15 protein-coding genes and 1 tRNA gene are annotated in these 20,982 nt (G+C 50.0%); 4 read left to right on the top strand and 12 right to left on the bottom strand.

The features are described from left to right. Window positions 1-43 precede the first annotated feature (43 nt). The 5 genes from DI579_RS05010 to uvrA form a co-directional block, all read right to left on the bottom strand. Window positions 44-844: an RNA methyltransferase gene (locus DI579_RS05010; RefSeq protein ID WP_290599059.1), complete on the bottom strand. Its 801-nt coding sequence runs from the start codon at window positions 842-844 to the stop codon at window positions 44-46. A gap of 41 nt (window positions 845-885) precedes the next feature. Further along, window positions 886-1,269 (bottom strand): 50S ribosomal protein L20, encoded by a 384-nt coding sequence (gene rplT, locus DI579_RS05015; RefSeq protein WP_290599035.1) that lies wholly within the window; start codon window positions 1,267-1,269, stop codon window positions 886-888. 63 nt (window positions 1,270-1,332) lie between these two features. Beyond that, window positions 1,333-1,524, bottom strand: coding sequence for a 50S ribosomal protein L35 (gene rpmI / locus DI579_RS05020; protein ID WP_290599037.1), 192 nt, complete (start codon window positions 1,522-1,524; stop codon window positions 1,333-1,335). 67 nt (window positions 1,525-1,591) lie between these two features. Next, a complete protein-coding gene (gene infC, locus DI579_RS05025; protein ID WP_290599061.1) occupies window positions 1,592-2,137 on the bottom strand; it encodes a translation initiation factor IF-3 in 546 nt (181 codons plus the stop codon). 308 nt (window positions 2,138-2,445) lie between these two features. Continuing rightward, complete coding sequence (gene uvrA, locus DI579_RS05030; protein ID WP_303678825.1) at window positions 2,446-5,304, bottom strand: excinuclease ABC subunit UvrA; 2,859 nt, start codon at window positions 5,302-5,304, stop codon at window positions 2,446-2,448. A 191-nt stretch (window positions 5,305-5,495) separates the two neighbouring features. On the opposite strand from uvrA, the gene DI579_RS05035 reads away from it, so the two are divergent. Further along, entirely contained in the window at window positions 5,496-7,850 is a 2,355-nt protein-coding gene (locus tag DI579_RS05035) for an ATP-binding domain-containing protein (RefSeq protein ID WP_290599039.1), read from the top strand. Between the two features lie 8 nt (window positions 7,851-7,858). Here DI579_RS05035 and uvrB read toward each other — a convergent pair whose 3' ends face one another. The 4 genes from uvrB to DI579_RS05055 all read right to left on the bottom strand — a co-directional run bounded on the left by uvrB (window position 7,859) and on the right by DI579_RS05055 (window position 13,669). Next, window positions 7,859-10,060 (bottom strand): excinuclease ABC subunit UvrB, encoded by a 2,202-nt coding sequence (gene uvrB / locus DI579_RS05040; protein WP_290599040.1) that lies wholly within the window; start codon window positions 10,058-10,060, stop codon window positions 7,859-7,861. 52 nt (window positions 10,061-10,112) lie between these two features. Beyond that, window positions 10,113-11,921, bottom strand: coding sequence for a long-chain fatty acid--CoA ligase (locus tag DI579_RS05045; protein WP_290599041.1), 1,809 nt, complete (start codon window positions 11,919-11,921; stop codon window positions 10,113-10,115). A gap of 81 nt (window positions 11,922-12,002) precedes the next feature. Next, window positions 12,003-13,415, bottom strand: coding sequence for a hypothetical protein (locus DI579_RS05050; protein ID WP_290599042.1), 1,413 nt, complete (start codon window positions 13,413-13,415; stop codon window positions 12,003-12,005). 14 nt (window positions 13,416-13,429) lie between these two features. Further along, on the bottom strand, window positions 13,430-13,669 hold the full coding sequence (locus DI579_RS05055; protein ID WP_254978000.1) for a hypothetical protein: 240 nt from the start codon (window positions 13,667-13,669) through the stop codon (window positions 13,430-13,432). Between the two features lie 309 nt (window positions 13,670-13,978). Between DI579_RS05055 and DI579_RS05060 the strand changes: the two genes are divergently transcribed. After that, complete coding sequence (locus tag DI579_RS05060; RefSeq protein ID WP_303678826.1) at window positions 13,979-15,007, top strand: LacI family DNA-binding transcriptional regulator; 1,029 nt, start codon at window positions 13,979-13,981, stop codon at window positions 15,005-15,007. A gap of 108 nt (window positions 15,008-15,115) precedes the next feature. After that, the gene (locus DI579_RS05065; RefSeq protein ID WP_290599045.1) at window positions 15,116-15,646 is read left to right on the top strand and encodes a low molecular weight protein-tyrosine-phosphatase; all 531 of its coding nucleotides are present in this window, start codon (window positions 15,116-15,118) and stop codon (window positions 15,644-15,646) included. On the opposite strand, the gene coaE is transcribed toward DI579_RS05065, so the two are convergent. The 3 genes from coaE to polA form a co-directional block, all read right to left on the bottom strand. Next, entirely contained in the window at window positions 15,619-16,212 is a 594-nt protein-coding gene (gene coaE, locus DI579_RS05070; protein ID WP_290599046.1) for a dephospho-CoA kinase, read from the bottom strand. The genes DI579_RS05065 and coaE overlap by 28 nt on opposite strands. Window positions 16,213-16,375: 163 nt before the next feature. After that, window positions 16,376-17,824 carry a 30S ribosomal protein S1 gene (gene rpsA / locus DI579_RS05075; RefSeq protein ID WP_290599047.1) on the bottom strand — a complete coding sequence of 483 codons (1,449 nt, stop codon included), beginning with the start codon at window positions 17,822-17,824 and terminating at the stop codon, window positions 16,376-16,378. Window positions 17,825-17,998: 174 nt separating this feature from the next. Further along, the gene (gene polA / locus DI579_RS05080) at window positions 17,999-20,704 is read right to left on the bottom strand and encodes a DNA polymerase I (protein WP_303678827.1); all 2,706 of its coding nucleotides are present in this window, start codon (window positions 20,702-20,704) and stop codon (window positions 17,999-18,001) included. A 199-nt stretch (window positions 20,705-20,903) separates the two neighbouring features. On the opposite strand from polA, the gene DI579_RS05085 reads away from it, so the two are divergent. Then, window positions 20,904-20,977 (top strand) — tRNA-Leu (locus tag DI579_RS05085). The last annotated feature ends 5 nt before the right edge of the window (window positions 20,978-20,982 follow it).

Here is a 20,982-nt window from a genome sequence, read left to right on the forward strand (position 1 = left end):
CTCTAGCGTAATGCATGACTGGCTAGATTCACTCTTGCTGCATTCACTCTTGTTGTGCAACTGCCGATGAATAAAGGCAGATGGAAGTAGCTGATGCCAGATTAAGACTCTCCGCATGGCCCCAAATAGGGATAGAAACAGTGTGATCTGCCTGCGCGGCAGCAGCTGGATCAAGACCATGTGCTTCACTTCCCATTAGCCACGCAGTGGGGAGAGACAACAAATCAGCAGCATGATTAAGATTCACTTCCCCATCCATAGCAGTAGCGAGAAGTTGCACGCCGCAACCTTGTAAAGCGGTTAAGGCAATTTCTGTATCGCTTTCGCGACACACTGGCAGGTGATAAATACTGCCAGCGGAAGAACGCACACATTTGGTATTTTCCGGGTCCACTGAATGCCCGGCAAAAACAACAAGATCTGCACCGAATGCATCGGCAATACGGATCATCGTTCCCGCATTACCTGGATCATTAGTGTCAATACCGACGAGGACAAGCTGCGGATGAGGATTGCTGTCTAGTTCATCTGCAAGACGTGTAACAGCAGAAGAGCAAACAGCATAAATACCCGGAGGCGTTACCGTATCCGTCAGCAATTTATCTGCTTTCGGACTGATGTAGTGCACATGTAGTTGTCGATCGAGTGCGCTCGTTATTGTGCTGGAATAGCGTTCTGCTGCTTCCTCAGTAACATATATGTCCACCACTTCGCCGTAGCGGATTGCTTCAGAGACCGCATTCCAACCTTCTGCAAGGAATTGTCCTGTTTTTCGACGTTGTGCGGGACGATGAAGTTTAGCTGCAGAAACGACCCGTGGAGTTCGTTCAGTGAAGATCTCCACGGGTCGTTCAGAAGTGTGATGTGCCACAGTTAGCCTAACTGCTACTGGGCTGCGGGGGCGTTGACGTCCTCCGGCAGTGCCTTACGAGCGGCATCCACAAGAGCGGTGAAGGCAGCAGGATCGGAAACTGCAATTTCTGCGAGGACCTTACGATCCAGATCGATACCAGCAAGACGAAGACCCTGCATGAAGCGGTTATAGGTCATGTCATTCTGGCGAGCAGCAGCATTAATACGTGCAATCCACAGCTTGCGGAAGTCTCCCTTACGGGCACGACGGTCCCGGTAGGAGTATGTCATTGAATGGAGGGTCTGCTCCTTGGCCTTACGGTAGAGGCGAGAGCGCTGACCGCGGTAGCCAGAGGCACCTTCTAGTACAGTGCGACGCTTCTTTTGGGCGTTTACTGCCCGCTTTACTCGTGCCACGATGTCATCCTGTCGATTGTTAGGGGGTAAAAGTCTTAAAAGTTGTCGGCTAGTTTTATTGATCTAGCCGAGGAGACGCTTCACGCGCTTTACGTCTGCAGTGGCGACGTCAGTCGTGCCGGAAAGACGACGAGTACGGCGGGAAGACTTGTGCTCTAGGAGGTGGCGCTTGTTGGCCATTTCCCGGGTGAGCTTACCGCTACCAGTCTTCTTGAAGCGCTTAGCGGTTCCCTTATGGGTCTTCTGCTTAGGCATTATTCCTCAGTTCTTTTCGTGATCAGGGCTGATCGGGGGATCCTTGGGCGGGAGACTAACGGACGAGTTAGTGTTCTCCAGCCGACTGACGAGTCTTTTTCCCGCGGTGGGGAGCAATAACCATTGTCATATTGCGGCCATCTTGTTTAGGACGAGACTCAACAAAACCGTACTCTTCAACGTCATTAGCGAGACGTTCAAGCAGACGGTAGCCGAGCTCCGGACGTGACTGCTCACGTCCACGGAACATAATGGTCACTTTGACTTTGGACCCTTTGTTAAGGAAACGAATAACGTTTCCTTTCTTGGTCTCATAGTCGTGGTCGTCAATTTTGGGACGAAGCTTCTGCTCTTTAACCACAGTCTGCTGCTGGTTCTTACGAGCCTCACGTGCTTTTTGCGCAGCCTCGTATTTGAACTTGCCGTAGTCCATGATCTTGCACACCGGCGGGCGAGCATTGGGAGCAACCTCAACTAGGTCAAGGTCAGCTTCGTACGCCAGCTTGAGAGCCTGTTCCACACGAACAATGCCCACCTGCTCCCCATTGGGGCCTACGAGACGGACTTCGGGAACACGGATTCGCTCATTGATGCGGGCGTCTTGATTGCTGATGGGGACTCCTCAATAGTGTCGGATTCTGCTGACCGAAGTGATCGCCCCATAAGCCCACGAAAAAACCCTGCGGTTTCTTTACCCGCAGGGTCCATCGAACGTCATTATTCCGCTACGCACCAAACAGTACGCCTAGGAAACCTAACGAACCAGGAAACAATTAGGATTAAACCTAACGTCGACTGGTGGGATGGAACTCCACTTACTTCTGGAATAGTCTTCTGAAGTACTATTTCAGACGGTCTTGCTAGTAATCCTACTGGAAAGACCGAAGATTACCAAGTCACCCCAGAGGAACACCTCTACAGTTACTTCGCGAATATCTCCGCAAGAAACTGCCCTGTAAAGGATTCCGGAACACGAGCAACATCTTCTGGAGTGCCAGCCGCAACCACACGACCGCCTCCAGAGCCACCCTCCGGACCAAGATCAATAACCCAATCTGCCGACTTAATGACATCGAGATTGTGTTCAATAACGATAACGGTATTCCCTTTGTCTACCAGTCCATTAAGAACCTCAAGAAGCTTGCGGACATCTTCAAAATGTAGACCAGTAGTTGGCTCATCCAAGATGTACACCGTTCTACCCGTGGAACGTTTCTGCAGTTCAGTAGCTAATTTGACGCGTTGTGCCTCACCACCAGAAAGAGTGGTTGCAGGTTGTCCTAGGCGAACATAGCCAAGTCCCACATCAACTAGTGTCTGTAAATAACGATGAATACTAGTGATGGGTTTAAAAAACTCTGCCGCCTCCACAATAGGCATATCGAGTACTTCGGCAATGTTCTTACCCTTGTACCGCACTTCTAGAGTTTCTCGGTTGTAGCGCTGCCCATGGCACACTTCGCAGGGAACATAGACGTCCGGAAGGAAGTTCATCTCAATCTTGATTGTTCCGTCACCATGACAAGCCTCGCACCGGCCTCCCTTCACATTGAAGGAGAAGCGACCAGCCTTGTATCCACGCATCTTTGCATCAGGAGTAGCCGCAAAAAGATTCCGGATCTTATCGAAAACACCAGTGTATGTAGCGGGATTCGAACGCGGCGTCCGTCCAATAGGAGACTGATCTACCTGCACGAGTTTATCGAGATACTCCAGCCCTTCAATTCGCTTGTGAGAACCTGGAACCTGCCGTGCACGGTTGAGGTCATTTGCCAATGAAGTCGCCAAAATATCATTGACTAATGTAGATTTACCAGACCCAGAAACACCTGTGACACAAGTAAATACACCTAATGGAAACTCCACATCAATATGCTGAAGATTATTCTCCCGCGCATCCACAACTTTCAAAACACGCTCTGAATCTACCGGACGACGTACTGCCGGAACGGCTATTGAACGACGACCGGAAAGATACGCGCCAGTAAGGGAATTCTCTACCTTCAAAAGGCCATCATAAGAACCTGAATAGATAACTTCCCCACCGAATTCACCAGCTCCTGGACCTATATCAACAATCCAGTCCGACTCCTGCATAGTCTCTTCATCGTGCTCCACCACAATGAGAGTATTTCCGAGGTCCCGCAAGCGTTTTAGAGTAGCGATTAGTTTACGATTATCACGCTGATGCAAACCAATAGAGGGCTCATCAAGCACATACAGCACACCAGCTAAACCCGAACCAATTTGTGTTGCTAACCGGATACGTTGTGCCTCACCGCCGGACAAACTAGCCGCTGGACGAGAAAGCGTTAAATAATTCAATCCGACATCAAGAAGGAATTGCAGACGTGCACGTACTTCCTTAAGAATACTTTTGGCAATAGCAGCTTCCCGAGTGCCAAGACGAAGATGGTTCACTACTTCCAAACAGTCAGAGATAGAAAGATCCGTTATCTCTGAAATGTTGAATTCGCGGCCATCCTCCGTTGCCAAAGTAACAGCAAGAATTTCTGGACGCAGTCGACGACCATGGCACGTCTCACAAGGAACAGGTCTCATGAATGACTGATAGCGCTCTTTGAGACTCTCCGACTCTGTGTATTCCACCTTACGATTAATGTACGGAATAACACCTTCAAAAGGCGCTGTGTAACTACGGCGGCGTCCAAAACGATTCTTGTAGCTCACATGTACTTCATGAGATGACCCATAAAGCACGGCTTTACGTTGCGCAGCCGTGAGCTTATCCCACGGAGTATCCATGGAAAACCCCATGGCATCCGCCAAACCACTCAATAACTTTTGGAAATAACTTTGGTTAGAGCCATACGCCCATGGAAGAACTGCCCCCTCAGCCAGGCTCTTATCCCCATCCTGGACGATAAGCTCCGGATCGAGTTTCATGTGCGACCCTAACCCATCACAATCTGGGCACGCACCATAGGGAGAGTTAAAAGAAAAAGAACGCGGCTCTAATTCATCAATTTCCAAACGATGACCATTCGGGCACGCCATCTTTTCCGAAAAGCGCATCACCCGATCCGGATCATCCTCCGACCTATCAACACATTCGATAACGACAATGCCATCAGCAAGCTGCAGAGCTGTTTCTACAGAATCTGTAAGACGCTGCTTCGCCGACGCCTTCACCATAAGACGATCGACAACAACGTCAATATCATGCTTCTCTTGTTTCTTTAAAGTAGGAGGATCACTCAATGGATAGACTGAACCATCCACCCGGACACGAGCAAAACCCTCCCCCTGTAGTCGGCTGAAAAGATCCTGAAACTCGCCTTTTCGAGTTCGTACAACCGGAGCAAGAACTTGAAACTTCTCTCGCTCCGGTAACGCAAGAATCTGATCCACGATCTGCTGCGGTGTTTGTCGAGAAATCACTGCCCCGCATACTGGACAATGCGCAGTACCGGCACGCGCATAAAGTAAGCGGGAATAGTCATAGATTTCGGTAATGGTTCCAACTGTGGATCGCGGATTACGGTTAGTTGATTTTTGATCGATGGAAACAGCCGGCGACAAGCCCTCAATAATTTCTACATCTGGCTTATCCATTTGCCCAAGGAACTGCCGTGCATAGGCAGAAAGCGATTCCACATAGCGACGTTGTCCCTCCGCGAAAATAGTGTCGAAAGCAAGCGATGACTTCCCGGATCCAGAAAGCCCCGTGAAACAGATAAAAGCATCACGAGGTAAATCGAGGTCAACACCCTTGAGATTATGCTCCCGTGCACCACGCACGACCAGGCGCTCCGCCATCTATGCTCCTTCTTCACGTTTCTCTATTTATGGTAATGACATCGTCAACCGCAGCCCTGGTGTATTCGCTTACAGCCCACACACAGCCCCTATTACACAGCCTGACATGATTGTTCTGTAGAGGGAAAATCATTCTATTTCTGGAATAATGGTGTACCCCATTACTTAATTTTTCTGTTAGGAGTGTTTACGTGCCGGTTCCTCTCCCCCTGCCCGATTCGTGGGAAGCCGAAGAACAGCACTTAGCCGCAGTCTATCAACTAGCTGAGGCAGAACGTGCCGCAGCGGTGGCGAAATTACAGTCTGTTATGGCGCAGTCGGGTGGCACTCCACAAGCGAGGAGTGAACGGGAATCATATAACGCTCTCTATACGTCACAGATTCGTGCCATTGATGAATCGCAGGCTGGACTGTGTTTTGGGCGTATTGATATCGTGCCTGCCGCTATTGATAATTCTCAAGGGGAAGCGGAAGCTACTCGTTACATCGGCCGGATGGGTTTACTAGATACTCACCACGACTGCACACCAGTATTAGTAGATTGGCGAGCTCCCCTAGCCCGCCCATATTATTTAGCGACAACGGCGCGCCCTGAAGGAGTATGGCGGCGGCGCACTATCCATTCACTTGGACAGAATCTGACTTCCCTGTCGGATGAATTTCTCACCCATGGAGAAACCCCCGCTGGCTATCCTGATCCGCACAACACTACTGAAGGAGTGGCCTCTGAATCCGCTCTTCTGCAAGCCCTCAACGCCCCTCGTAGCGACTACATGACAGATATCGTTGCTACTATCCAACGCGAACAAGACGAAATCATCCGGTGTGAGCATCGTGGCGTTGTTGTCGTAGAAGGTGGACCTGGTACTGGCAAAACAGCAGTTGCGCTGCATCGGGCAGCTTATCTTCTCTACACATTCCGCACGGTACTGGAACACTCTGGTGTCCTCATTATTGGGCCGAATGATACTTTCCTCCGCTACATTAACCATGTTCTTCCTTCTCTGGGAGAAACTGGCGTTGTTTTAATGACATTGGGCGATATGTTTCCGGGAATAACTGCGCGTGCTGACGATAGCCTGCCAGCCCAGGAAATAAAGGGATCACTGCTGATGGTGGATATTATTAAGCAGGCTATCCGCGCCTGGCAGACAGTTTTAGCAGAGCCCGTTACCATTCGCGTTGATGGCACCCCATTCGCAGTTACTCCACAAATGACACGACGCGCCCGCGGACGGGCACGTGCCAGCCGTCGCCCGCATAATCGTGCCCGCCAAATTTTCCACGATAAGCTCGTAGAAGAAATTGTGAATGCCTATGCTGCGGAAATTGGTACTGATCCAACGCAGCCGGATCGTCCTGGTCTCCTGTTGTCCGCATCTGATTACGCTGACCTTACTGAAGATCTTTTGAATTCTCCTGAGGTGCAAGCACTTGTAGAAGACAATTGGCCTATCCTTACCGCTCCACAAGTAGTAGAACGTTTACTAACAGATCGCCGGCATCTAGAGGAAGCAAGCCACACTATATTGTCAGACGACGATGTGGACTATCTTCTACGTGCCAAAGATAGTCCGTTTACTGTTCCCGATGTGCCGCTACTTGATGAAGCAGCCGAGCAGCTGGGCCGTCCACCACGGCCGCGGAAAGCTACCGCCGGAGGTGAAAATTGGCAGCAGATGGTGGAAGACGCACAGGACGCTCTCGATATTCTCAAAGCCTCTGCATCTATGGAGTTCGAGGACGAATCAGACAGTGAAATTCTTGCTGCCTACGACATTATTGATGCGCATCATCTTGCTGACCGCCATTCCCATCAAGAATTTCTGACGACAGCAGAACGTGCCGCACAGGATCGCGAATGGGCATTCGGACACGTCATTATTGATGAGGCACAAGAGCTTTCCCCTATGGCGTGGCGAATGGTGATGCGCCGCTCCCCCAACCGCTGGATGACAATTGTCGGCGATACTGCACAGACATCTAATCCGGCAGGAGTGGAACGTTGGGAGGATGCTCTCTCCCCCTATGTGAAAAACCGTTGGCGCTCTTTCACACTGTCCGTTAACTACCGCACACCTGCCCAAATTATGGAGGCAAGCAGTGGCGTGCTAGCGGAGATTAACCCTACCGCACAGCAGCCCCGCTCTATTCGCAGATCCGCTTACGATGTGGAACTTATTGATCGCGCTGATAATACTTGGCTAGTGGTGCTCCAACAGACTGTTCACCACATGCAAAACTTTCATCCTGGCGAAAAACGAACCTGCGGTATTCTTGTCTCCCCTGCCGTTATGGGTGACCTGCAAGCAGTAATGGACACAACAATACTAGACAGAACAGTGCTAGATGCAGCAGTCTCACTAGTGCAGGATGCTAAAGGACTTGAATTCGATTACGTGATTATTGCAGACCCAGTTGGAATGGTGGAAGCGTCGCCGCAAGGCCTCAATGATCTTTTTGTGGCTATGACACGGGCTACCCAGGCACTCGCTATTGTGCACGATGGTGCTGTCCCCTATTGCCTATCTGACTTGGTGGAGTAAGACGGCGACTACTCGATACCAGCTTCTTTCATATGCCGTACTTCTCGTTTGAGGTCAGCAATTTCGTCACGCAAGCGCGCTGCCACCTCGAATTGGAGATCCCTTGCTGCCGTAGCCATTTGCTCGGTAAGTTCAGCGATAAGAGCTTCCATACGCTTCCGCGGCATGTGTGCAGTATCCAAGTTTTCTAGACCTGGTACAGCCACTGTCCCAACAGACGATCCTTGCTTTCCGCCTGTACCCAATTTGCCACGCTGTGCATGTTGTTGCGTGCGAGCCGCCAGACGCGAGCCTTTCTTCATCTCGTGAGCTGCTGTTTCGGTGTTCTCATCGAGATCATCATAAAGCTCATCCAAGATGTCAGTAATCTGTTTACGAAGTGGCTGCGGATCAATCCCGTGTTCTTCGTTATACGCAATCTGCTTGGCGCGACGTCTTTCAGTTTCGTCGATCGCGTCCCGCATGGAATCCGTGATGGAATCGGCATACATGTGTACTTCGCCGCTGACGTTACGGGCAGCACGGCCAATCGTCTGGATGAGCGATGTACGGGAACGGAGGAACCCTTCCTTATCCGCATCAAGAATTGCAACGAGAGAGACTTCCGGAAGGTCCAGACCTTCACGGAGAAGGTTGATACCGACGAGTACATCGTAGGATCCCAGCCGCAGTTGGCGCAGTAGCTCTACCCGCCGCAGCGTATCAATATCAGAGTGTAGATAGCGTACGCGAACTCCTCGTTCCAACAGGTAATCAGTGAGGTCTTCCGCCATTTTTTTAGTCAGAGTTGTGACAAGAACACGCTCATTCTTCGCTGTACGCTCCCGGATTTCACCTAGGAGGTCATCAATCTGACCCTTTGTGGGTTTCACTATGACCTTGGGGTCCACCAAACCGGTGGGGCGAATAACCTGCTCTACGACTTCTCCATGGGCTGCTTCCAACTCATAAGAACCGGGGGTAGCAGACATGTACACTGTCTGTCCCACCCGTGCTTCAAACTCATCAAACGTTAGCGGGCGGTTATCGAGAGCAGAAGGAAGACGAAAACCATATTCAACAAGGTTACGTTTCCGGCTCATATCCCCCTCGAACATGCCACCAATCTGCGGCACCGTAACGTGTGACTCATCGATGATGGTAAGGAAATCCTCTGGGAAATAGTCTAGCAATGTAGCAGGTGGCGTACCGGGGCCGCGTCCATCAATATGACGGGAATAGTTCTCAATACCGGAGCAGAACCCCATTTGCTCCATCATTTCAATATCGTAGGTGGTACGCATACGCAGCCGCTGCGCCTCCAACAACTTTCCAGCTGTCTCTAACTGCTGTAAACGAGAATCGAGTTCCTTTTGGATACTCGCAATAGCCTCTTTCATTCGCTCTGGACTGGCGACATAATGCGTCGCGGGGAAAATATGCAGTTCATCAACGGGACGAACAATATCGCCGGTAAGCGGGTTGAGATAGTAGAGCCCATCAATTTCATCCCCGAAAAACTCAATGCGGACGGCAAGTTCTTCATAGGCGGGAATGATGTCAATCGTGTCACCTTTCACACGGAAAACTCCGCGACTAAAAGCGATATCGTTGCGGTCATACTGGATTTCCACCAGGAGTTTAATGAACTCGTCACGGTCGAGCTCATCCCCTACCCGGAGAAGAATTGAGCGATCCAAATAGGACTGTGGTGTACCCAAACCGTAGATACACGACACAGAAGCAACGACGACAACATCGCGACGTGACAGCAAACTCATCGTTGCGGAGTGACGTAAACGTTCTACGTCCTCATTTATAGACGAGTCTTTTTCTATATAAGTATCCGTCTGGGCGATATAAGCTTCCGGCTGATAATAGTCGTAATAAGAAACAAAGTACTCAACTGCGTTGTGCGGCAACAATGTCCGAAGTTCATTAGCAAGCTGCGCTGCCAAAGTCTTATTAGGAGCCATTACTAGTGTAGGGCGTTGCACTTGTTCAATAAGCCAGGCTGCAGTGGCAGATTTACCTGTACCTGTAGCACCCATCAACACAATGTCGTTATCGCCACGGTTAATACGCCGGGCAAGTTCTGCAATAGCAGTAGGTTGATCGCCTGCAGGTTGAAAAGGACTTTCTACCTTAAAAGGTTTAGTAGTGCGCAGGATTTCACCGACAGGACGATAACCAGCCTCAGGTAGATCCGGATGCTCAGTCGCGAAAGCCACGCTATCTTCCTTCCCTATTACAGTAGAAAAGCCTTGCTGCGCTACGTGTTACTTACCGTTTCTTACTGCGATAAATCTTCTCAATATCATCTTGGAAGTGCAGGTTAATAGCATGACGCTTGAGCTTCAATGTTGCTGTTAACTCACCATCTTCTTCTGTGAGATCACGCGACAGAATGCGGAAACGCTTAATAGACTCCGCATGCGATACTTGCTCATTCGCAAGATCAATAGCGTCTTGAATAACCTTGCGTAAGTCCGGATCACGCTGCAGCTTTTCTATAGAGAGATGCGGATCACGTCCATTATCCTGGAGCCATTCCCGTACCGCATAGCGGTCAAGGGAAATGAGGCAGGCAATGTATTTGCGCCTGTCACCAATAACAACCGCATGACTCACCAGCGGACACTGGTTGATAACGTCCTCCAGCTTGGCGGGTGACACATTCTTACCGCCAGCTGTAACAATAATTTCTTTCTTACGCCCGGTAATGTACACATAGCCTTCGCGATCCAACGAACCAAGATCGCCGGAATGGAACCAGCCATCATCAAAAGCAGTAGTTGTGGCGTCAGTATTATGCCAATAACCGCTGGTAACCATGCCACCTTTCAGCAGTACTTCACCATCATCAGCAATCTTGACAGAACATCCTGGCAGAGGCCGGCCAATAGAACCAATTTGCCATTCCCCGGGGCTATTAACAGTAATAGCGGCTGCTGTCTCAGTGAGACCATACCCCTCATACACGTCCACGCCTGCCCCGTGAAGGAAATGTGCAAGTTCACTATTTAAAGAGCCGCCACCGGAAACAACCCACTGTAATTCTCCCCCCAACGTATCGCGCAAACGACGATAGATCAGTTGATCGTACAGCCAATGACGCGCCCGCATTCCCACCGGCATACGCTTATCTGACATGCGAGAATAGTTAATGGCCTCTTGATAGGAACGGTCAAAAATCCATGCGCCCAATGGCCCCGCAAGACGAGACTTTCGCCGTACCCCCTCCATAATTTTTTCATAAACACGCGGAACACCCACGAAAAAATGGGGTTTAAAACGAGCAAACTGTTCCGTAACAGTCCCGAAATTAGACCAATAGGCCTGTGTGACACCCCGTTCAATACACATGAGTGAAATAGCTAGCTGGAATACATGGGCGAGAGGCAAAAAATTCAGCACCCGATTACCAGTCTGCACCGCTTGTGCAATTGAACGACTACTTAATGCACGAATTTCATAAAGAAGATTGCCATGAGAAATCTGTACGCCTTTGGGGCGACCAGTTGTACCAGACGTGAAGACAATACATGCCAGGCTATTCGCAGTAAGATCAGCAATACGCTGATCAAGTTCCGCATTACAGCCAACTTCCCCACGGCCAGCAGCAGTAACCTGTTCTACAGCAGACTTCTCAATAACGTAAATGTCTTGCACAGTAGCAGGAGTGTCACGCTCAAGAACTGTCCCCAGGTTCTGTTGGTTTTCAACAACGACATAGCGCGCCCCAGAATCCTTCAAAATATGGTGAATCTGCTCTGCTGACGAGGATGGATAAATAGGAACGACAACAGCTCCACAACTCCATATAGAGTAAGCAAAAAGCATCCACTCGTAGCGTGTCTGCGACAACAGCGCAATACGGTCTCCCGGCTGTATGCCAAGATTGATCCATCCACAGGCCAAACTACGCACTTCGGATGCGAATTGACGAGCAGTTACTGGCACCCACTCAGAATGGATGGGGCGCTCAAATAAGACACGATCGGGGGCATAAGAAGACTGTCGATATAGTGAGTCGACTATGGACTCGTGCTCTTCCACGCAGTAACTAAGTGGTGCGGTGTACTCACGCAATCCAGATGCTCCTCCCAGCCTCCTCTGATTAGGAGGACTCATCACCTAGTTTAGAAACACAGGCGGGGTGATGCCAATGCACTATGCGTGTGTTCCTCTATCCAAAGCACCAATTTCATGTTCAATGACGGAACGCGCAACTTCCATGACCCGCCCCGATTCAGCAATATCGTGTTGCACGGCACGATCTTTTTGGTTGAGCGTTGAGCGGAATCCGGAACGGGCAACGAGATTATCAATACGGTCATCGAGATCATCAACAGAGCGGTAATCACTCCATCGCACAAGCTCCGCATCGACAGTATCCACTGCATCAGCTAGAGCAACTAAAGCGACGACACGATCTACTAACTCCGCCCAAACATCACCAAGTTGGTGCAGCCGCTGTGGAGATGCCACCCCATGCTGAACATCACGCATATGCAATTCTGCGGAAACAGACCGCAACTCCACAAGATCGCGAGCGACCTCCATGACCTCCGCGGTGATGTCAATACTCGTTGCTTGAGTAGCCAAGACATCGCTATGCCATGCCGCAGAACAATCCATTCTATCTATAACAACTCCTAAAATATAAAGAGCTGTATCATAGGAATCAGTGAAGTGAAATGTAGCAGGCTGCCCCTGTAACAATTGTTCCTTACTAGATGTCCACACATCATCATCCACAGGACGCCCCGCAATAAGACGAGCAATACGCGAGACAGTATTGTTAATGGTTCTTCGCACAACACTAGCGTCTACATGCGCAATATCCGCACGCAAAATGCTTGACGTCGCGTCTGCAACAGAACTTTGCTTCTCCTTCTCCACCATAGAAGCATTGCGCTCGCTACTATTATTTTTCTCTATTGATTGGTTGATATCACCACGCGTCTGCACGAAAGATTGCGAAGGAAGAGGGACACAGTTAGGTGTCCGAAGTCGATAAATACCGCCCTTCATTCCTCTTTTCTGTGTGCACTCAACATCAGTGGGAGCAGCACAACAACACAGCGCATCAAAAATTGCATTCCGCTGACCAGTGTTCAGAAAAATACCGTTATGCTTTTCTTCACGTACTCCCAGCCACGATTTTGAAAAGGCTGGATCAGACATGAAAACACGACGATATCCGCCAAGAGAGCCCATATATTTGCGATATCGTCGATGCGCGAAAGCAGACTTCACATCGCTAGCCATAATTTTGCCATCAGTAGTGGCAAACCGGTCATTATCCAGCGCATCAGCCAGTCCACTGTTAGCGACATCGTGCCATTCATGAGCCGTGGCAGAAATTTTACGCAGTACAGCAACATCACCACTATGGGGAGTTGTTGACTCTTTTTGGAGGCGCTTGTACAAGATCTCACGAGTATCCTCATCAAGGAAGCCCGCAGCAAGAGACAACGCAGCCTTATCAGAGAGACGATATGCTGCACTAGTTACCGGAATAGCCGTATCCCGCAACCATCCCTCAACCGTTGCCTTAAGTTCCTTGCCTTGATCTGACATAACTGGTTTTCACCTCATTGTTTTTCCCATAGATCTCCAGGAAACTCCAACTGCTCTGGAGTGGGTACCGCAGTAAGAATTCCTGGATAGGTAGCAAGAATAGCGCGTGCAGCACGGACTGCTGAGTTAAATCTTTTACCGCTAAGTTCCCCTTCTAAAACTTCACAACGTCCAGTATATGGATCAATAGCAACGGCAATAGGTTCAGGACCTGCAAAACTGTACCGTTCCCAACCTCGCAAAAGACTAGCCATTCTTGTCACCTCCTCTTCCTCACAAATTAGGTACCTCATATAGGAAGAGCTACAGAGAAGAGCGCTAGAAGACCCTCCTTCTCATACGGTATCTGAAATGATGACATTAAGCTCCCCGCGCATATCGCAAATTATTGACAGCCGTAAAATCCTTGACTTTTTAGGTCATTTCTGCAGTTAAAAATGCACGTCGTATTTATGCAAAAATAAAGTAAAAATTATGAAAAAAAGTTCGTGCTTTTTATAGAATCGCAGGTTAAAGCCTTCAGATAGTTTGGCAAGCCACGGCAACTAAACTAGACTAAACCCGTGAGCAGTAAGAGTAAGTCCTCCAGTGAGACCAAGCGCGTCACCATTTATGACGTAGCCCGTGAAGCCGGAGTAGCACCTTCTACCGTATCCCGTACCTTCTCGCGCCCTGGCCGCGTTAATGCTGAAACCGCTGCCAGAGTCCGGAAAGTAGCAGAGAAGATTGGCTACCGCGCCGCGACAAACAGTTTTACATCTGCACAATCAACTCAACTAATTGCCGTCGCAGTCCCTGACATTGCTAACCCCAGTTGTATCGAGATAATAAAAGGTATCCGCCATGAGGCACTTGCCGCTGGATACTCAACTATTCTGCTCGATGCTACCGAAATAGACGACCAAAACAGTGAAACACTTGAACAGTCTATGGGGCTTGCCGAAGGACTCATTCTGGTATCTCCTCATCTTTCGCAGGAGACCATCCAGGCAATGGCAAAGCAGCGGCCCATCGTTACCGTGAACTATGAAGTTCCTGGTGTTCCGGCCGTCATCAATGATGCCCATCAAGGCATTAGCGAAATGGTCACTCACCTCTACAATCTGGGCCATCGCTCCATCACTTTCTTGCCTGAACCTAATCGTTCTTATGATGATGCCCAACGCTGGCAAGCTCTCCTCGAGCAATGTTCACGCAAGAAGATGACTATCCGTCACACGCATCCATTGCGTCCTACTGTTGCTGGTGGCGCTGCTGCTGCGCGTGAATGGATGCAGCGTCGTACCTCGGCCGTTATCGCACATAACGACCTCATGGCCATGGGATTTATGATTGCTGTTAAATCTGTTGGTATTGAAGTTCCCCGCGACGTTTCCGTTGTTGGTACCGATAATATCTTCATGAGTGCCCTCTTTACACCCGCATTGACTACCGTCACCACTTCTCGCAATACCCAAGGAAAGTTGGCATTTAACCAGCTTTTGGAGCAATTGCGTCATCAGCACCGGGATACTGGGCACCTCACCACTTCAATAGCGATGAAACTCGTTGAACGTGATTCCACTGCACAAGTCCCCAGCCTTCACCGCTAGCCTATAGACGTAACAAGCACCGCATTTCATATTCTGTTAGAGAAGATGGAATGCGGTGCTTGTGTCTGTCTCTGTCTCTCTCTATAGCAACTAGGAAATTGACGACGTATGAACACTCCATACCGGATTCTCATGATATGTACCGGCAATATTTGTCGTTCCATTATGGCGGAGATTATTGCGCGTGCAGAAGTAGAAGCACGCGGTCTGTATGAGTCACATGTCGCCATCGGATCTGCTGCTGTTACGACCGAAGAAACGGGGCACTCTATCGACTATCGCGCACACGCCGAACTCACTCGCGCCGGATACAGTATTCCACCCCATAAGGCTCATCAAGCTACTCACGATGAACTCGCTAACGCTGATCTTATCCTCGCGATGACAACAGACCATCTACGCAGTCTTCACCAATTATGCCGGCACTACTGTATTAAGAACCCACACATTCTGCTCTTCCGCACTTTTGACACAGTATGCAACCCACAACTACATATCAGTACTGACGTGGCAGACCAGATCCTCGACGTAGAAGACCCATGGTTCGGAGGGCCAGAAGACTTCACAACAACAAGGGAAACACTTGAGCGGTGCACTCCCGCCATTATTGACTACGCTGAGGAACAGCTTTCCAAATAATGCCACACGTCACTAGCACGTTTACGTAGCTCTGCTAACGTGCCATTGTTATCGATAACAATATCCGCGATTGTCCTACGCTGATCGTCTGTCGCTTGTTGTGCCATTCGTGCTCGAGCATCATCTTCACTTAAATGACGTTGTTGTGTAAGTCTCTCCAGCCGCTGTTCAATTGGTGCCAGCACCATCACAATATGATCGAACTGAGATTCTAAATGATGCTCAATAAGAAGAGGAACATCATATACCGCACGTTGTGGAGACGGAGCGGCAGCCAATAATTCTTGCGCACGAGCAGCAATAATAGGTTGCACAATATCATTTAACTGCTCGGTATGTTCTGCATCGACAAAAGCCCGCTCTGCAAGAAGTGAGCGGTTAAGGGAACCATCGTTATATAGAATATCCTCCCCAAAAGCGGCAGAAAGAGCAGGAAGAGCAGGACTACCTAGCTGCATAACATCACGCGCTACCTGATCTGCATCCACAACAGTGGCACCAAGTTCCCTCCACACTGCTGCAACAGTCGATTTCCCCGACCCTATACCCCCTGACAAACCAATCATATGTTGTCCCTTCACCGAGCCACAAAGCTATAAGTAATGCTACAAGCATCGCTACTCTATGCACGCTATTACAAAAAACTGCGGAGGAAGTTTAACACTTCCTCCGCAGTTTCATACTGTACTGAGATTATGCACTATACATAACCTCTAGTACGAACAATGCTTAGTTACTAGCGAGCTTCTCACGAAGAGCATTGAGTTGTTCGTCCGAAGCGAGAGAACCATGAGCCTCATCAGCAGCCGGAGCCTGAGCGGTGTAGTCTCCACCCTCGGGGGCAGCTTCTTCGCCAGCTTCAGCAGCTGCAATGCGGTTAGCTTCGACCTGCTTGGTGTGGAGCTGGTGGCGACGCTCAGCTTCAGCGTAGCGAGCCTCCCATTCCTCACGCTGCTTCTCGTAACCTTCGATCCATTCGCTAGTCTCGGGGTCGAAGCCTTCGGGGAAGATGTAGTTACCCTGCTCATCGTAAGAGTCAGACATACCGTACTTGGCAGGATCGAACTCTTCGGTGTAGTCAATGTCAGCCTGCTTGAGGGACAGGGAGATACGACGGCGCTCGAGATCGATGTCGATAACCTTGACCATAACTTCCTGGCCAACGGTAACAACCTGATCCGGTACATCTACGTGGCGCTCAGCCAGCTCGGAGATGTGAACGAGACCCTCAATGCCCTCTTCAACGCGCACAAACGCACCGAACGGAACGAGCTTGGTGACCTTGCCAGGCACGATCTGGCCGATAGCGTGGGTACGGGCGAACTGGCGCCAAGGATCTTCCTGAGTGGCCTTGAGAGACAGGGAAACGCGTTCGCGATCCATATCAACATCGAGGACCTCAACAGTGACTTCCTGGCCAACCTCGACAACCTCAGACGGGTGATCGATGTGCTTCCACGAAAGTTCGGAAACGTGAACGAGTCCGTCTACGCCGCCCAGGTCCACGAAGGCACCAAAGTTGACGATGGAAGAAACAACACCCTTGCGGATCTGCCCCTTCTGCAGCTGGTTGAGGAATTCGGAACGAACCTCAGACTGAGTCTGTTCAAGGAAGGCACGACGGGAAAGCACAACGTTGTTGCGGTTCTTGTCGAGTTCGATGATCTTGGCTTCAAGTTCTCGACCAACGTAGGGCTGCAGGTCGCGAACGCGACGCATCTCTACAAGGGAAGCAGGAAGGAAGCCACGTAGTCCGATATCCATGATGAGGCCACCCTTGACAACCTCGATAACGGTTCCCTTGACCGGCTCGTCTTTTTCTTTGAGTTCTTCAATGGTGCCCCATGCACGCTCGTACTGAGCGCGCTTCTTGGACAGCATCAGACGGCCTTCTTTATCTTCCTTCGTGAGAACGAGAGCCTCGATGGTGTCGCCAACTTCAACGATTTCGTTGGGATCAACATCATGCTTGATGGAAAGCTCACGGGAAAGGATGACGCCTTCAGTTTTGTAACCGATGTCGAGAAGAACCTCATCGTGGTCGATCTTGACGACGGTGCCCTCGACGATGTCACCATCATTGAAGTATTTAATAGTGGCATCAACAGCAGCGAGGAAGTCCTCAGCAGTGCCAATATCGTTAACGGCTACCTGCTGAGTGTTGTTAGTAGTGGTCATAGGGTTGGTAACTCCGGACTACGGAATGTATCAGGTGTTCGTGAATGATTCTTATTGTGTGCCCGCAACCCGAGATGGAACACTGCACCCCGGACGGAACACATACAGCATATGATGTTACCGCTCATCAAAGTCTGAAACAAGCTACATTAACGCTGGTAATCAACCATTCATCTAATGGGCAGCAGCATTCCACGTAGTACCAAAACCCGTTGATACCTCCAGCGGCACACTAAGCTCTACAGCACTGTCCATGCACGTGGTAACGAGTTTCTCCAATTCTTCCCTCTCACCTTGGGCAACTTCACAAACAAGCTCATCATGAACCTGCAGAAGCACTCGGGAGTGTAAACCAGCTTCCTGCAAAGCATCATCAACATGCAGCATTGCAATCTTAATAATGTCCGCCGCAGTACCCTGGATAGGTGCGTTCAGTGCGGCCCGCTCCGCATTTTCCCGTGCAACTCGATTACTAGATGTGAGTTCCGGCAAATAACGGCGCCGCCCGAACATTGTCTCCGTATATCCCGTCTTACGGGCTTCCTCCACCACATCATGGAGATAATCGCGTACTCCCCCAAAACGAGCAAAGTAGTTATTCATAAAGTCTTTTGCATCAGCGATAGGGATATTCAGCTGCCGTGCCAAACCGAAAGGAGACAGCCCATAGGCAAGACCATAACTCATCGCCTTAGTGCGACGACGTAGCTCCGGAGTTACTTCATCGATAGGAACGTTGAACGCTATCGACCCCACATAGGAATGTAGATCTTCACCCCTCCGGAATGCCTCAATAAGCCCTTCATCCTTCGATAAGTGAGCCATCACTCGCATTTCAATCTGCGAATAATCGGCAGTGAGGAGCCCCTCATACCCCTTTCCTGCTACAAACACATCGCGGATACGTTTACCGTCATCAGTTCGCACGGGAATGTTCTGCAGATTAGGATCCGTCGACGAGAGTCGGCCCGTCGTCGTAATAGTTTGATTAAACGTAGTATGAATTCGCTCATCATCGCCAACGGCGTTAATAAGCCCTGTCACCGTTGTCTTCAGTTTCATGGCGGCGCGATAACCCAATACTGCGGCCAGGAAAGGATGCCCGTACTTGACATAAAGCTTTTCCAACGATTCCGCGTTAGTGGAATGGCCAGTTTTTGTCTTCTTCGTTTTTGACATACCCAACTGATCAAAAAGGACCGTCTGCAGTTGCTTAGGAGATCCAATGTTGACGGTATCGTCACCAATAGACTCATGAGCTTCTCGCTCCATCAACGCCGCCTGCTCCGCAAAATCCTTTTCCAAATCATGCAGAGCGCGAGGAGATACAGCAATGCCATCATGTTCCATTCGCTGTAGCACCATTACCAGTGGCATCTCCATCTCATGGAACAGCCGAGTCTCCCCATAATCTTCCAGATCGTGTGCAAGTTGCGTAGCAAGTAGCAGAACATATACAGCTCGCTCCGCCAGACTCTCCCAGTACCGGTCGTTATTTTCTGCAACATCTACTAGGGTCAACTGTCCCTTATCAGCTGATTCAAGAGTGACACCCATGTGCCGCTCCACCACATCAGTAAAATTAAAGTTACGTTGACCAGGAAGAATAAGGTACGAGGCGACAAGAGTATCACAGCACACCCCGCCAATATGCCAGTCTCGACCGGCTAAACAATGCGCCGCCATCTTCGCATCATGTAATGCCTTGTGAATCGCCTCATCAGCAAGCCACTCTCCCAAAGCAACCTCATCATCAGGATTTAACTCCGTTGTGGTGCACACCATTTGCTGACCTGCAGGGCTGGCAATAGCGACAGCATCCACATCCCCCGCAAGAATACTTTCAGTACCTGCTACTACCACACCATAGGTTCCCTCCTGACGACCATAGTTCTGCAGCCACGATGCAACATCCCCCATATGCGCCACCGTAACAGCAAGTTCAGGTGCCGTAAAAGACGACGTCTCTGCACCAGAAGAAAGCGCAAATGCTTTAAAAACTCTCTCCCGCAAACGAGTACCGAATTCTAACTTGTCAAATAGCGCGTTCACAGAATCTTCATCGACCGCTGAGCGGGCTGCGTCAGCAAAAGAAAGATCCATCTCCACATTCCGAACCATCTTGGTAAGGTACGCATTCCGCTCTACATCCTCGATATGGCTACGCAGACTCTCCCCCACCTTGCCTTTAATATTGTCTTTATTCTCAAGAATGGCTTCTAACGACCCATACTGGTTAAGCCACTTAGCTGCTGTCTTCTCCCCCACCTTGGGAACACCCGGAAGATTATCTGACGGATCCCCCCGCAAAGCCGCCATATCGGGATACTGCGCCGGCGTAACGTTATAGCGCTCCTTCACCTTCTCCGGCGTATACCGCACCAGCGTCGACACACCCTTCGTTGGGTACAGTACCGTCGTGACGTCATCAATAAGCTGGAATGAGTCTCGGTCACCAGTACAGATGAAGGACTGCATACCCTCATTCTTCGCAGTCAACGACAGTGTCGCGATAAGATCATCCGCCTCATACTCCCTACTCGATACGGTAGGAATACCAAGTGCATGTAGAACCTCCCGCAGAAGTTCCACCTGCCCAATAAACTCAGCCGGAGTTTCGGCTCGCTGCGCTTTATAGGCGGGATACTCCTGATGACGGAAAGTTCCACTCCCCTCATCAAAAGCAGCCACAATGTAATCTGGCTTCTCTTCTGTAACAAGGTGAGACAACATAGAAAGGAAACCATAAACCGCATTCGTGTGCTGCCCCCCGCTTGTAGTGAAACCCTCTGGTGGCAGTGCATAAAAAGCACGAAAAGCGATGGAATGCCCATCAAGAAGGAGAACAACAGGACGATTAGCAGTATCTTCTACAGTCACTCCTCCAGCTTAGACAATCTCTCCACGCTCTAGGAAAGATACGTCCGCTTTTCTACCTCCCACCACTACAAACAGTCCATTGACATACTGGTAACACTTACCCCACACATACCGATTTCTCTCTCGCGAGTATTGTCCACTAAACTAGTCGAGAACAGAGCACCGGATTAACACAACGATGCTCCTCACACAGTAGTGAGCCCTCGTAGCCCAATTGGCAGAGGCAACGGATTCAAAACCCGTCCAGTGTGGGTTCGACTCCCACCGAGGGCACTTTT

It is taken from the genome of Lawsonella clevelandensis, from assembly GCF_003241315.1.
Lineage (GTDB): Bacteria > Actinomycetota > Actinomycetes > Mycobacteriales > Mycobacteriaceae > Lawsonella > Lawsonella clevelandensis_A.